Below are 13,743 nucleotides of genomic sequence, written 5' to 3'. Positions count from 1 at the left end.
GGTCATGAGCCGGCACGGTGCCCGAACCTGAGAGGTCCCGTCCCGGTCCGGGGCGGGACCTCCCGGGCGGCCCGGGGGCCGGGAGCGGACGACCGGTCAGTAGTAGACCGCGAGCGGACCGTTCGGCCCCTCCACGACGGCCACCGGGGTCTCGAAGACCCGCGTGAGCACGTCGTCGGTCATGATCTCGTCCGGCGTGCCGAACTCGACGACGGAACCGTCCTTGACCGCGCAGATACGGTCGGCGTAGTGCCCGGCGAAGTTGATGTCGTGCAGCACGATCACGACCGTGCGGCCCAGTTCCTCCGCGGCCCGGCGCAGGTGCTTCATCATCTGCACCGAGTGCCGCATGTCGAGGTTGTTGAGCGGCTCGTCGAGCAGCACGTACTCGGTGTCCTGGCAGAGGACCATCGCGACGTAGGCGCGCTGGCGCTGCCCGCCCGACAACTGGTCGAGGTAGCGGTGCTCCAGGCCGGTCAGGTCCAGGAAGTCGACGGCCCGGCTGACGGCCTCCTCGTCGGCCGCGGTCAGCCGCCCCCGTGAATGGGGGAAACGGCCGAACGCGACGAGCTGTCGCACCGTGAGCCGGGTGACGAAGTGGTTCTCCTGGCGCAGGATCGAGACGACCTTGGCCAGGTCCTTGGAGGCCGTCCTCGCCACGTCGTGGCCGGCGATGTCGATGGTGCCCTGGTCCGTTCCGAGCAGCCGGCCGATCATCGTCAGCAGCGTCGACTTGCCCGCGCCGTTCGGGCCGACCAAGGCGGTCACACCGCCCCGGGGGATCCGCAGGTCGACGGGGCCGATCACGACCTCGCCGCTGTACTCCTTGCGCACACCGGTCAGGGTGATCACAAGCGACCCTTTCTGAGGATGACGAACAGGAACACCAGCCCGCCCACGAGCTCGATGATGATCGAGACCACACCGTTGGCGTGGAAAATGTTCCGCATGACGAAATAGGCGCCGCTGAGGACGACGAAGCAGGTCAGCACCGATACGGGGAAGACGTACCGGTGGTCGTGGGTGTCGGCGCACTGGTAGGCCAGCGTCGCCACGAGGAAGCCCAGGAAGGTCATCGGTCCGACGAGCGCGGTGGAGACCGCCATCAGGATCGACACCAGGAACAGCACGCGCATGGTCTCGCGGCGGTGGTCCAGTCCCAGCCCCGTGCTGGCCTCACGCCCCAGCGCCATGGTGTTCAGACGCCGCGACCGAGCCCACAGCAGGGCGGTGGCGATCAGGCACAGCGGTACCGCGACCGGGAGGTAGGACGCGTCGGCGTTGGAGACGTTGCCGAACAGCCGTGCGGCCAGCACGTCGAACTCGCTGGGCGTGAGCAGCCGCCGCATGAACGCGGACACCGAGCCGAGGCCACCGCCGATGATGATGCCGATCAGCAGCATGATCTGCAGGTTCCCGTACCTGCCGGACAGCAGCCACCCGTACAGCAGCAGGGCGAAGGCGACCATGAGGGCGATCTGTAGCAGGAACTGCGGGACCCCCTGGACCGCCAGGATCCCGGCGACGCCCAGGAAGTACACCGCGGTGGTCTGCACGGTGATGTAGAGCGCCTCGAACCCCATGATCGACGGGGTGATGATGCGGTTGCCGGTGACGGTCTGGAAACTGATGGTGGCGACGGACTGGCAGATCGCGACCACGGCCATGACCACCAGGTTCGTGGCGCGCATCTCGGCAATGCGCCAGAAGCCGTCCGACCCCGCCGGCATCGGGTTGTCCCAGGCCAGCAGGCCGACAGCGAACCCTGCCGCGAGCACCGAGAGCACCACGACAACGGTCCGGTAGCGACGGCGGGCGCGCGGGGAGGCCAGGGGGCGCGAGGAGCGCCCCCTGTGCGGCGCGGTCGGGGGCTTGGTCACACGGGGAACACTCGTCTCAGCCACGGCGGCGCTGCCTCAACAGGAGAAGGACGAACACGGCGGCGCCGACGACCCCGAGGATGAGGGACACCGGCACCTCGAAGGGCATGATGACGGTCCGGCCGATCAGGTCGCAGACCGTGACGATCCCGATGCCCAGCAGGCACACCCACGGCAGGTTCGCGCGCAGGTCGTCACCGCGCATCATCGAGACGACGTTGGGGACGATCAGCCCGAGGAAGGGCAGGTTGCCCACGACCACGGTCACCACGCCCGTCGCTACGGCGATCAGCCCGGTGCCCAGCAGGATGACGCGGTTGTAGTTCAGCCCGACGTTGGTGGAGATCTCCTCGCCCAGGCCCGCGACCGTGAACCGGTCAGCGACGACGAACACCGCGACGGCGACCAGGGCCACGATCCACAGGAGTTCGTACTGGCCCCGTAGCACCGAGGTGAAACTGCCGGCGAACCACACACCGAGGTTCTGGAGCATGTCGGTCTGCAGTGCGACGAAGGTGGACACCGCGCTGACGACGGCGCCCAGCATGATGCCCACGATCGGCACGATGAGCGAGGACCTCAGCGTGACGCCGCGGAGGAAGAGGAAGAACACCATCGTGCCGACGAAGGCGGCCAGAACCGCGCCGACCATGCGGGTGGTGATGCTCGCGCCCGGCACCAGGACCATGACGGTGAGCAGGCCGAGCCCGGCCCACTCGGTGGTGCCGGTGGTCGTCGGTTCGACGAAGCGGTTCTGCGTCAGCAGTTGCATGACCAGACCGGACATCGCCATGGAGGCACCGGCGAGAACGAGGGCGATCGTCCTGGGGACGCGGGTGATCGCGAACATCTCGCCGCCGTCGTCGGTGCCGAGGATGTCGTATACACCGGTGAACAGCGACAGCACGAGCAGTGCGCCCACGACGGTGACACCGATGAGGAGCTTCCCGTCGAGGAGGCGCCCCTGGCCCCGTGGACGTGACGGGGCCGGAGCCGTGGTGGTCATGATCCGGTCACCTTCCTGGAATGGATCGCGTGGACGGCGGCGGCCACGTCGCCACCGTCCACGCGGGGGTGGACCGGATCAAGCCTGCGCCTCGAGGGCGTCGGCGAAGGCGTCGAAGAACTCGGTGTAGGTCTGGATGCCTTCGTTGAGGTAGGTGTCGGCGGGCATGTAGACGAGCTGCCCGTCGGCCACGGCGGTCACGTTCGACAGGGCCTCTGTGCTCGCCAGGATGTTCTCGGCGGTCTCGTAGCCCTCCTCGTCGGCGGTGATGGCGGCGTCGCGGTCCAGCACGAGGATCCAGTCGGGGTTGGAGCCGGCGATCGCCTCGACGGAGATGTCGTCGCCTTGGTGGTCGTCGGTGGACCCCTCGACCTCCAGAGCGGGGGTCAGCCCCAGGACGTCGAAGACAGGGCCGAGGGTGCGGCCCACACCCGGGGCCAGGTAGCCGATCTCGCCGCCGGAGGTGCTGACGGCCATGACGGTCTGGCCTCCGTCGTAGGCCTCGTGGACGCGCTCGATCGCCGTGTCGAAGTCGGCGATGGCCTGGGCGGCCTCGTCCTGCTTGCCGAAGACTTCGCCCAGCACCTCGACCTGGCGCCTGAGCTCGGCGTCGAAGGGTTCGCCCTCACGCGGGTCCAGGTCGAGGACGGTCGCCTCGGGGACCAGCGAGGACAGGTCGTCGTAGTACTGCGTGAAGCGCTGGCCGTTGACGATCAGGTCCGGCTCGGCGGCGACGACCGCTTCGAGGTCGGGTTCGTAGTGCGGGCCGAGGTCGATGATCGAGTCGTCCTGCGCGTAGTCGACGGTGTCGGGCATGAGCGACACGGAGGCGGCAGACAGCTCCACGCCCCAGTCCGAGAGGGTCTCGTAGGTGCGGTTGTCGAGTGCGACCACCGACGAGGGTGGGAAGTCGATCGTCTGCGCGCCGTTGTTGTCCTCGACCTCGACGGTCTCGCCCGAAGCGGGAGCGGCCTCTTCGGTCTCCTCCGGGGCGGTGGAGCAGGCGGAGAGGGCCAGAGCGGACACCAGGGTCAGGGAAAGTGCCGCGATCGGGTGGGGGACGGGCTTCATGGAGGTCTCCTAACGAGGTCTTTGCGAAGGGAAGCCTAACCTAAGAAATTTGTCGAATGTGTGGGTCGGCTGGCTTCCGGGGCAGTCTCGGTGGATTGCTCAGGAACTCCCGTTTTGCCCTCTATGTCAGGCTTTTGGAGTGTTCTGGGGGCAGCAAGAGGCCCAGTCTTCGAGCAGTGAAACGTGTCCCATATCACTATGGAGGGCGGGCGGGATCCGGGCACTCGACGATCGCCTACGTCGACCTCAGACGAGCCCGCCACCTGCGCAGAACCTGGCGGGGACACAGGTCCGGCCCCTCGGGCCGACGCCCCGAACCGCGTGAAGCCCGGCCGGCCGCCTAGGAGTCGGACGCCGTCAGCTCAAGCCGGACAGGGGACGGCCCGACCGCCGCGCGCAGGGAAGCACGGGCAGGCGCGCGGGAACCGAAACGGATCCAGGCCAGATCCCGCGCCCGGCAGCGGTTGAGTGTGAGCAGGCTCCGCGCGCCCGGCGCGAACGCCGTCGGCCCGTACCGGGCGGCCGTGCGCAGCCGTCGCCAGCGCCGCGAATGCGCCCGGTGGCTGCGCTCGGTCACGTGCCGCCCCCGGGCGTCCTGCCCGTTCCGCGCCTCCTGCGGGGTGGCATCGATCATCAGCACATGCAGCTCGTACCGGCGGAGCCGACAGAGCAGGGCGAGCAGCACGCGGACCGGGCTCCGAGTCCCGCATTCGTGCAGTACCACCGGGCCGCCGCGCAGCGCCGCGGCCAACCGGGCCAGGTGCAGTACGTGCACCACCCAGCGCCACAGCGGGTAGGGGACCCGACCGAGCAGCGGCCCCAGCTGGTGCCGCGACTGCAACGAATCGATCACCCGCACACCCTCCGCGGTGAGCACGGTCCGCTCCTCGTCCTCGCGGAGCCCGAACAACCGCCGCAGCAGGGTGCTCTTCCCGGCTCCGGGCACCCCGGCGACCAGCAGCAGGGACCGCCGGGGGTAGACCACACCGCGCACCGTCGCGCCCTTCACCGCGGGCACACACCGCGCCAGCCCCTGGAACATCTCCGGTAGCTCCTCAAAGCCGACCTCCGCCCCGGTGAGGCGCGGCTCCACAGCGGCCGCGTCACCGATGCCATGACGCTACCGGCCCTCGACGACTCCGAGAAGCGCAGGGCGCACCGGACTGGTCCCCTGCGCTTCTCGGAGCCCGGAGCGGTCGGGGAAGGCGATGCGGCCCGGTCCGACAGCGCTCGGTTCTGCTAGACGGATGCATCCGGTCTGTCGTGCTGGACCCGGACCCACCTTTCCGCCAACCATCTGATCAAGGGTCACCAGGTGGCCCGGAACCGCTTGTCCGCCGCTGCCGCACGCATGTGTGACCGAGCTCCGGACCAGCGGAGCGGTCGTCCGGGGACAGGTCCGGCGTTGACCGCTGGGACACGCTTCCAGGGCGGGTGAGGTTGCGGCCATCCGATCGCCCGCGTGAGGTCGTTGAGCCAGATCACCGAAGCCCGGAGGCGGAGCCCGGCGTCATGGCCCTCAGGCCTCCTCCCGTAGCGGGCCGTGCTGCCCCGCCAGGCGCGGAAGCGGCCGCGGACGGGTGGGGCCGGGGCCGAACTCCTCGGGCCTCTCCCGCCGCTGGGTGCCGGTCCGCAAGCACCGGGCCACTTCCCCGAACTGGTCACGCGGCCTGGCCCGGTACGGGCCTACCCACCGATCGGCGCGCACGGCACGCTCAGTTCCCAGCGGTCATCGTCGGGCTGCCGACGTGTCCCACCGGTGTTCTACCGAGACCGTCCCTGATCCCGCAGCGGAACACGAGCACCGATCACCACCTCACACACACGCCCTAGACGTCGGCGGTGAGGCGGCACGTGAGCTCCCACGAAGCGCTACTCGGGCGCGTGATGTGGTCCAGTCTCCTCATCATGTCCTGTTGGCGACTCCCCTGTCCCCGGAGGGTGATCTCCCCGTCCTTACCCAACTGCTGTTCTCGGACCCTTATCGACAGCAGGTCCCTGAACGAGCCTTGTGTGTCCTCAACGGTCAGCCCCAGTGTGGCGTCGCCCTGCAGGATGCGCGGGGTCCACATCCAGGGCATGTCGTCCCCGAAGGTCGTGACGTTCCCCTCCCGCTTGGTCCCCCGCACCGGGTGTGCTCCGTCGAAGCGCAGGACCAGCGGGCCGGAGGGGGTGACGTCGCGGCCCTGGAGCTCCCCCCGGTAGCTGAGGCGGACGGGGCGCAGCATCCACGATGTCGCGCCCTTCGGGACACGGGTGACGACACTGTACTCAGCCGTTTCGCCGAGTTTCGCGGGGTCGTTGGTAGCCAGTGAGTGCAGTGAGTAGGAGATGGGAATGTACTGGTCCAGCCGCGGCGGCTCCTTGAAGTACTCGTCGAGCCGACCCTCCCTGATCATGTTGGTGATCGCGGCCGCGTCACCGCCCTGGGCGATGATCTTCAGCGACGACTGGTTGAGGATGCTCTCGTACTCGGCCTTCAGCTCCCCTGACACACGCGCTCCGAACCCCTGATAGGAGGCCTTCACCGCCGCCTTGGCCTTGGTGGTGTCCGCGGTGGTCTTGAGGACGAAGATCAGGGAGCGCCCGTAACCGACGGAGGACACGTACAGGGGCGGGTTGTTGTCTCCGATGCGCCCGAGCTTCGCAATCCGCTGAATCTTGCGTTTGGTCAGATCGCGGGTGAACCACTCCGAGGGCTCATCGAACTTCGCCACGTCCATCGACACCGAGAAGGCGTTCTGCAGGAAGCACGCCAAGATGATCTTCTCATCGCGCTTTTTCTTCAACTCTGTGCTCACCTCGCCCTTGAACCCCAGATAGGACGCGGAGATGCCGGCTTCCAGGAGCCCCGACTGGATGGAGGAGGCCTCCTCGATCGTGTAGTCGATGCTTCCGGCCGCACCGGGCTGGCCGCGTACCATCGTGGCGATGGCCTCGCGTACCGCCGACTGTGACGGTTCGACGCCGGTGACACGGGTCTGGGCCAGACTCGTAAGGTTGGTGGAGACGGTGAGCGGCTTGCGCTGGCTGATCACCAGCTCCGACAGCGCGCCCTGGGCGGCGGGGCCGCCCTGGATCAGGGCGCCGGGCCAGATCGCCGTGTTCAGGCCGCTGGCCAGAACCACGTCCTTCGGTGTCGTGGACAGGGTGTACTTGCGGGTGGTCACCACCCAGGTCCGTCCCTGCTCGATCTCTTCGTTGGTGACGGGGTCCCCTTTGGGGGCCCGCGTCGACTGCCTGAACTGTGGCGCGATCTGCGTCCAGTCCTGAAGGCCGCTGACGTATTCGGTCATATCGATGGGTTCGTCGGCGGAGGCACGGTCGAGTGAGACGTAGGACTGCAGGGGGATCGCCCCGCGCAGCGCGGTGATCTGGTAGCCGTTGCGTGCGTGGGGGATCTCGATCCGGTTCTGACCGGCAGGGACCACGGTACGGTCGTGGGCGGAGCCCAGAGGCTGGATCTCGTACTGCTCGGCCTCGGGCACGGTCGGCCAGGTGAGTTCGGCGCGACCGTCGCCCGCTGTCGTGTGTGTCAGGACGTCCGTCGTCTCGGTCGTGTCCGTCATGGAATGGAATCCTCCTGTGGTTCGCAGGCACAGCGCCCAGGCCGACGGGCCTGGGCCGTACTGAGGTAGCGGCCTGGCACAGGGCCGCACCACCTGCGATGTCCGGGGCGGGAGGGTCCTAAGCACGAAGGAAACGTTGAGCTGTGTGTGCCGCGGTGCGGATCCACAGAAACGCGCATCTCTCCGGCCCGTTCGATGAAGCTTCGGTCGACCGAAACGTGCCGGGAGCGTGTGTTCCGGATACTTCAGTCGGGGGTCCACAGCCAGACAGCACCGTTGTCGTCGTTGGTGGCGCGTTCCAGCCCCGGGTTGTGCGGGACGCCTGTCCGCGCTGGCCCGGGGTTCCCCTGTGCCCGGGGCGGTGGGTCCTCGGATCACGGATCACGGGTCCCTGGTCATTCTGGTCGAAGGACCGCGGGGCGGTTCGGGCAGTACCGCACCTGAGCGCCGCCCCGGCTCGGGGCGAGGGTGACGGGCCCTTCCGGGGGTGGTGGGTGCGGCTGCCGAGAACGGCCGTGGGGCGGTCACCCGCGGGGAAGATCTGATATGGTTATGAAAACCATTTTCAATATCATATGGGGCGACTCGGAGGTGTGATGTTCGAGGGTGGACGGCCAGGGAAGAGGTTGACTTCCTGGCCGGAGAGATCGCGGTCGGCAGCCTGACATGGCTAGGACGCCGCGCAACGACGCTCTGATCCTGGAGGTCCTCGGGCGGAACCGGAGGTTCCGCAGCTGCCAGGAGGTGCATATCGTGCTCGTCCGGCGTAGCAGTGGCCAAGGCAAGCCCCCGAGCCTGTCCACCGTTTACCGGGCCCTGCACCGCCTGGTGCGCGAGGGTTTGCTGGACACGATCCGCTCACCCGACGGGGAACTCCTCTACCGGCTGTGCCGCACCTCCGACCGCCACCACCACCTGATGTGCCGTCTGTGCGGCCGGGTCGAGGACGTGCCGCAGGCCGAAGAGCTCTCCGCCGCTCTGGACCGGATCGGGGGCGCCAGCGGTTTCGGCGGCCTGGACTACACCTTCGAACTCTCCGGGGTCTGTCCCCGCTGTTCCTGACCGATCCCGTTCAGCGCAGTCGCCCCGCCCCTCCGAGAGGAGTCCGGTGTCCCCTGATACCGATGTGACAGAGACCGGCCTCGCGCTGGTCACCGGTGCCGCGGGAGGCATCGGATCCGCGGTCGTGCGACGGTTGGCGGAAAACGGCTGGGCCGTCGCCGCTCTGGACCTGCCCTCGACGGAGGTCGGGGCCCTACCCGCCCGGACCGAGGGGCGGATCCGCGCCTACCCGGTCGACGTGACCGACGGACCCGCGGTCGACGCGACGGTCGACCGTGTCGAGGCGGAGATGGGCGCCATCACCTGCGTTGTCAGCGTTGCGGGCCTCCTGCGCTGGGGAGCGGTCGCCGACTTCACCTCCCAGGCGTGGGAGGAGGTGTTCGGGGTCAACGCGCTCGGTGTCTTCCATGTCGCCCGTGCCGCCGCGCGGGCCATGGTCCCCAGGGCGGCCGGGAGCATCGTCACCGTCGGCTCCGACGCGGCGTCCGTTCCCAGGGCGGCCATGGCCGCCTACGCCGCCTCCAAGGCCGCCGCCACCCAGTTCACCCTCTGCCTCGGCCTGGAGCTGGCCCCGCACGGCATCCGGTGCAATGTGGTCTCACCGGGGTCGACGGACACGGCCATGCGGCGCAGTCTGTGGGGGGACACGGCCGCCGCCGGGGGCAGTTCCCAGACCGGTGCCGACCCCTCCGCCTTCCGGGTGGACATCCCGCTGGGGCGGGTGGCGGCTCCGGAGGACGTCGCCGACGCGGTGGAGTTCCTCGTCTCCTCGCGCGCCCGGCACATCACCCTGCACGACCTGCGGGTGGACGGAGGAGCCTGCCTTGGTGCCTGACGCCTTCACCCTGCACACGCCTGAGTACCGGCTGACGTCGTCTTCCCGGAGCCGCGCGAGAGTGGTCGGTGACCCCCACGAGGCCGCAGCCGAGCTGCGCCGGGCGGTGGACTCCGGGGTACGGTCGCCCATGGTCGTGGGGGCGCTCGCCTTCCGAGCCGGCGAACCCTCCCCGCTGATGGTGGCCCAGACGGTACGTACCGGCCCGGCCCCCGTGCCGCACAGGCCGCAACAGCGGTCCCGGCCCGGCCTGCTGCGCGGACGGGAGCACCCCGCCGCCGCCGACTACGTCCGCCTCGTCGAGCGCCTGGTCGCCCGCATCGCCGACACGGAGCTGGAGAAGGCGGTCCTGGCCAGAACGCTCCTCCTGGATTTCGACGCACCCCTCGACCCCGTGCGGGTCCTGGGCGACCTCGTCGCGGCCAATCCGGGCGCCTGGAACTTCTCGCTGCCCCTCCTGCCGACACCGGACGGTGCCCCCGCGGCGGTCCTGGTGGGTGCGAGCCCCGAACTGCTCGTGTCGCGGCGTGGCCGAACGGTGCGCTCGCACCCCCTGGCCGGGTCGGTGCCGCGCCACTGCGACCCCGGAACCGACCGAGAACGGGCCGCAGCGCTCAGCGGCTCCGCGAAGGACCTGGGCGAGCACGCCTTCGTCGTGGCCGACATCGCCGAGCGCCTGCGCCCGCTGTGCTCGTCACTGGAGGTCCCGGCCTCGCCCTCACTCGTGGCGACCCCCACGATGTGGCACCTGGGCACCTCCGTCACCGGGATCCTCAAGGATCCGGCGCCCACCGCCCTGGAACTGGCCGACACCCTGCACCCCACGCCCGCGGTCTGCGGGACCCCGACCGGCGCGGCCGCACGCGTCCTCTCCCGCCTCGAACCCTTCGACCGCGGTGCCTACACCGGGACCGTCGGCTGGTGCGACCCCGAAGGGGACGGCGACTGGGCCGTGGTTCTGCGCTGCGCGGAGCTCTCGGGTGCCCGGGCCAGGCTCTTCGCCGGTGCGGGCATCGTCGCCGACTCGGTCCCCTCGGCCGAGCTCACCGAGACCGGGGCCAAGTTCCGCACCGTGCTCGACGCGCTCGGCGTCGGCGTCTCCGCCGACGCCGTACCGGTTCCGACCATGTACGGAGAGACCACATGACCTCCCTGCCCGCGATCCCCTCCTATCCCATGCCCGGCACCGGGAGTCTGCCGGACAACCGTATGTCCTGGTCGATCGACCCCGATCGCTGCGTCCTGCTCGTCCACGACATGCAGCGCTACTTCCTGGACGCCTTCGTCCCGGGCGGGGAGCCGCTGACCAGCCTGACCGCCAACATCGCCCGGTTGCGCTCCGCGTGCGCCGACCGGGGGGTCCCGCGGATCTACACCGCGCAGCCGGGGGCGCAGTCGGCCGAGCAGAGGGGGCTGCTGTCCGACCTGTGGGGGGCCGGTATGAGCGACGACCCCGCCCACACCGCGATCACGGACCCCCTCGCGCCCGAGGACGGGGAGGTTCTGCTGACCAAGTGGCGCTACAGCGCCTTCGTCCGAACCGATCTGGAGGAGCGCCTGCGCGCGGCGGGCCGCGACCAACTGGTGATCTGCGGGGTCTATGCCCACATCGGGGTGCTCATGACCGCCTGCGACGCCTTCATGCGCGACGTCCAGCCCTTCGTCGTGGCCGACGCGGTCGCCGACTTCTCCGAAGAGGACCACGGCATGGCCATCGCCTACGCCGCGAGTCGCTGCGCCATGGCGGTGTCCGCGGACTCGGTCCTGGAGTCCTTGGCCGCGACCGTCCCCGTATAGGGGTGTGGGGCCGCACCCGCCCCGCCAGGCGGGTGCGGCCCCGGCCTCAGTCCCGTCGGAGGAGCTTGTACAGTCCCGCCTCCGCGGGGCCGTGGGGCAGGACGCGCAGCCCGTGGGGTGTGGCCTCGGCTGCCAGCGCCTCCCCGGTCAGGGTCCACCAGTCGTAGTGGACGTCGTCGGAGGCGATGGTCCGGTCCCCCTCACGGATCTCGTAGGTCATGTGCCAGTCCACCCGTTCGGGGCCGCTGGGCTCGGCGCGGGCCCAGCCCACGTAGGTCCGGTCGCCGACCGTGATCTCGCTCATCCGTGTCCTCTCCACCCGCTCGGGCTCCAGCGGCGCGGCGAGGTTGAGCAGGATGAACGCTCCGGGGGCCAACCGGGGGGACAGGTCCTCCCAGAGGCGGTCGCGCTCGTGCGGGCTGAAGTGACCGATGAGGTTGGCCATCACCATGCCGCCGACCCTGTCGGGCAGGCGGGCCGAGAGCAGGTCGTCGCCGTCCACGGTCACCCGATCGCGCAGGGCGGGGTCGTCGGCGGTCCGGGAGAGCAGCACGGTCCTCAGCGGCAGGGAGGGCTCGACGGCCAGGATGCGTGCTTCGGGCAGGACGTCGGCGATGAGCCGGGTCCCCCGGCCGCCTCCGGCCCCGGCGTCGACCACCGGTCCGGCGCCGGAGGGCAGTTCCGCCAGGGCCTCGGCCAGGGGTACGCGGTGGTGCTCCCACCAGCCGGCGATCATCAGGTCGAGGTATTGCGCGGAGCGGGCGTAGGGGTCGTCGTACTCGGGCACGGGGCCTCCTTGGTTCGGGGATCGGTTTCGGAGTTTGCGGGAATGAGGATCGTTCCTCATCGCTTGCGGCCGCACCGGGACGCCTCGCCCGGCGGAGCAGCGGCCCCGGGCCTCAGCCCGTCGACATCTCCCGGAGGCGCCTCTTGTCGACCTTGCCCGCGCCGGTGAGCGGGAGCGCTGGTATCGAGCGAACCTCGTCGGGCACCTTGAACGGGGCCGCGCCCCGCCGCAACAGGGCCGCCCTGACCTCCTCGCGCGAGGGTGCGGGCCCCTCGGCGGTGAGGAAGGCGATCGAGCGCTCTCCCAGGTGCGGGTCGGGCACGCCCACGAGCGCGGCCGAGCGCACCCCCGGCAGTGAGAGCAGGTGTTCCTCGACCTCGACGGCGGCGATCTTCTCCCCGGCCCGGTTGACCTGGTCCTTGATCCGGCCCACGACCACCAGGTCGCCTTCTGGGGTCCGAAGGACCAGATCCCCGGTGCGGTAGAAGCCGTCGGGTGTGAAGCGCAGGGCGTCCAGCTCCCTGGCCCGGTAGTAGCCCCTCAGGGTGTAGGGGCCCCGGGTCAGCAGCTCTCCGGCGGTGCCGGGCGGCACCGGCTCCCCGCTCTCGTCGACGACAAGGACCTCGTCCGCAGGGGAGAGGGGGCGGCCCTGGGTCGTGCACACGGTCTCCTCGGGGGCATCCAGCGCCGTGTAGCTGTTGAGGCCTTCGGCCATGCCGAACACCTGCTGGAGGCGGCACCCCAGCTCCGGGCCGATCCGGCGCGCCGTGCCCTCGTCCAGCCGTGCTCCGCCGACCTGGAGCGTCCTGAGCGGGGAGAGGTCCTCGCGGGTGCGTCCGGCCTCCTCCAGCCAGGAGGGCACCAGTGCCGGCACCAGGGAGGTCAGAGTCACCCGTTCGCGCGCGATCAGGGGGAAGGCCGTGGTGGGGCTGGGGTCGGGGCACAGGACGACCGTGCCGCCCGCGGCGAGGACGCCGACGATCCCGGGGGAGACCATGGTGAAGTTGTGTGCCACCGGGAGCACCGCCAGGTAGACGGTGTCGGGCCCGGTGCCGCACGCCTGGGCGGAGGCGCGCGCGTTGTACCCGTAGTCGGCGTGGGTGCGGGGGATCAGCTTGGGGGTGCCGGTCGTGCCCCCCGACAGCAGGAGCAGGGCCAGATCCTCGGGGTGCGCGGCCTCCTCGCGGCGCGGTGCCGTACCGGGGTCCAGGGACGCGAGGGAGCGCGCGGGTGCTTCCCCGGGGTCTCCCGCCACGAGGACGTGCCGCACACGGGGCAGGCGCTCGGCGATCCGGGCCGCCTCCTCGCGCGGGTCGGTGCGCCCGTACCGGTCCGCGACGACGAGGGCGCACGCGCCGGAGGTCTCGGCCAGCGACTCCACCTCGGCGGGGCCGAGCGAGGGCAGGGCCAGGACCGGAACCGCCCCGATGCGCAGCAGGGCGAACAGGGTGACTACGTACTCCTCCCGGTTGGGCAGGCGTACCAGGACGCGTTCGCCCGCGCGGACGGGCAGCCCGGACAGGCCGTGGGCGAGCCGGTCCACGCGGGCGTCGAGTTCGGCGTAGGTGAGCCGTCCGGACCGTGAGACGAGGGCGGTGGCCCCGCTCCGCGCTGCGGCCTGTTCACGCAGGAGGAGGGACAGGGTCCGCTCCTCCCGAAAACCCTGGTTGCGGTAGGAGCGGAGATCCTCGTCGGGGAGGCGCGGCCAGTCCGGGGACATGTGATCTGCCTTTCTG

The 13,743-nt window shown here is 70.3% G+C and carries 12 protein-coding genes; 4 read left to right on the top strand and 8 right to left on the bottom strand.

Going from position 1 to position 13,743, the window contains the following annotated elements; translation table 11 throughout:
- Nucleotides 1-96: 96 nt before the first annotated feature.
- From B042_RS0109025 to B042_RS0109000, 6 genes are all read right to left on the bottom strand, one after another.
- Nucleotides 97-852, bottom strand: a complete 756-nt coding sequence (locus B042_RS0109025; RefSeq protein ID WP_028648017.1) for an ABC transporter ATP-binding protein — start codon at nt 850-852, stop codon at nt 97-99.
- Nucleotides 849-1,880 carry an iron chelate uptake ABC transporter family permease subunit gene (locus tag B042_RS0109020; RefSeq protein ID WP_028648016.1) on the bottom strand — a complete coding sequence of 344 codons (1,032 nt, stop codon included), beginning with the start codon at nt 1,878-1,880 and terminating at the stop codon, nt 849-851. Before B042_RS0109020 ends, B042_RS0109025 begins: the two co-directional genes overlap by 4 nt.
- Nucleotides 1,881-1,896: 16 nt before the next feature.
- Nucleotides 1,897-2,886, bottom strand: a complete 990-nt coding sequence (locus B042_RS0109015) for an ABC transporter permease (protein WP_028648015.1) — start codon at nt 2,884-2,886, stop codon at nt 1,897-1,899.
- A gap of 78 nt (nt 2,887-2,964) precedes the next feature.
- Nucleotides 2,965-3,957 (bottom strand): siderophore ABC transporter substrate-binding protein, encoded by a 993-nt coding sequence (locus tag B042_RS0109010; protein WP_028648014.1) that lies wholly within the window; start codon nt 3,955-3,957, stop codon nt 2,965-2,967.
- A 340-nt stretch (nt 3,958-4,297) separates the two neighbouring features.
- The gene (locus B042_RS0109005; protein ID WP_028648013.1) at nt 4,298-4,999 is read right to left on the bottom strand and encodes an AAA family ATPase; all 702 of its coding nucleotides are present in this window, start codon (nt 4,997-4,999) and stop codon (nt 4,298-4,300) included.
- Between the two features lie 787 nt (nt 5,000-5,786).
- Nucleotides 5,787-7,526, bottom strand: a complete 1,740-nt coding sequence (locus B042_RS0109000; protein ID WP_028648012.1) for a thiol-activated cytolysin family protein — start codon at nt 7,524-7,526, stop codon at nt 5,787-5,789.
- A gap of 666 nt (nt 7,527-8,192) precedes the next feature.
- Here B042_RS0109000 and B042_RS0108995 point away from each other — a divergent pair.
- From B042_RS0108995 to B042_RS0108980, 4 genes are all read left to right on the top strand, one after another.
- Nucleotides 8,193-8,588, top strand: coding sequence for a Fur family transcriptional regulator (locus B042_RS0108995; protein ID WP_028648011.1), 396 nt, complete (start codon nt 8,193-8,195; stop codon nt 8,586-8,588).
- Nucleotides 8,589-8,652: 64 nt separating this feature from the next.
- Nucleotides 8,653-9,423: a 2,3-dihydro-2,3-dihydroxybenzoate dehydrogenase gene (locus B042_RS0108990; RefSeq protein ID WP_028648010.1), complete on the top strand. Its 771-nt coding sequence runs from the start codon at nt 8,653-8,655 to the stop codon at nt 9,421-9,423.
- Nucleotides 9,416-10,570, top strand: coding sequence for an isochorismate synthase MenF (locus B042_RS22510; RefSeq protein WP_231493888.1), 1,155 nt, complete (start codon nt 9,416-9,418; stop codon nt 10,568-10,570). The genes B042_RS0108990 and B042_RS22510 overlap by 8 nt, the downstream gene beginning before the upstream one ends.
- Nucleotides 10,567-11,220, top strand: a complete 654-nt coding sequence (locus B042_RS0108980) for an isochorismatase family protein (protein WP_028648009.1) — start codon at nt 10,567-10,569, stop codon at nt 11,218-11,220. The genes B042_RS22510 and B042_RS0108980 overlap by 4 nt, the downstream gene beginning before the upstream one ends.
- Nucleotides 11,221-11,266: 46 nt before the next feature.
- Here the strand turns inward: B042_RS0108980 and B042_RS0108975 are convergent, their stop codons facing one another.
- On the bottom strand, nt 11,267-12,007 hold the full coding sequence (locus B042_RS0108975; protein WP_028648008.1) for a hypothetical protein: 741 nt from the start codon (nt 12,005-12,007) through the stop codon (nt 11,267-11,269).
- Between the two features lie 112 nt (nt 12,008-12,119).
- Nucleotides 12,120-13,727 (bottom strand): (2,3-dihydroxybenzoyl)adenylate synthase, encoded by a 1,608-nt coding sequence (locus B042_RS0108970; RefSeq protein WP_028648007.1) that lies wholly within the window; start codon nt 13,725-13,727, stop codon nt 12,120-12,122.
- Nucleotides 13,728-13,743 lie beyond the last annotated feature (16 nt).

The sequence above is a fragment of the Nocardiopsis sp. CNT312 genome (assembly GCF_000515115.1).
In the GTDB taxonomy this organism is placed as follows: Bacteria; Actinomycetota; Actinomycetes; order Streptosporangiales; family Streptosporangiaceae; genus Nocardiopsis.
The sequence above is the reverse complement of the archived record's forward strand: the minus strand, read 5'-3'. Positions and strand labels throughout refer to the sequence as shown.

Coding starts and splice junctions, on each gene's coding strand:
- B042_RS0108995 (WP_028648011.1), top strand. CDS start 8,193: ATGGCTAGGACGCCGCGCAACGACGCTCTGATCCTGGAGGTCCTCGGG.
- B042_RS0109000 (WP_028648012.1), bottom strand. CDS start 7,526: ATGACGGACACGACCGAGACGACGGACGTCCTGACACACACGACAGCG.
- B042_RS0109005 (WP_028648013.1), bottom strand. CDS start 4,999: ATGTTCCAGGGGCTGGCGCGGTGTGTGCCCGCGGTGAAGGGCGCGACG.
- B042_RS0108970 (WP_028648007.1), bottom strand. CDS start 13,727: ATGTCCCCGGACTGGCCGCGCCTCCCCGACGAGGATCTCCGCTCCTAC.
- B042_RS0109010 (WP_028648014.1), bottom strand. CDS start 3,957: ATGAAGCCCGTCCCCCACCCGATCGCGGCACTTTCCCTGACCCTGGTG.
- B042_RS0108980 (WP_028648009.1), top strand. CDS start 10,567: ATGACCTCCCTGCCCGCGATCCCCTCCTATCCCATGCCCGGCACCGGG.
- B042_RS0109015 (WP_028648015.1), bottom strand. CDS start 2,886: ATGACCACCACGGCTCCGGCCCCGTCACGTCCACGGGGCCAGGGGCGC.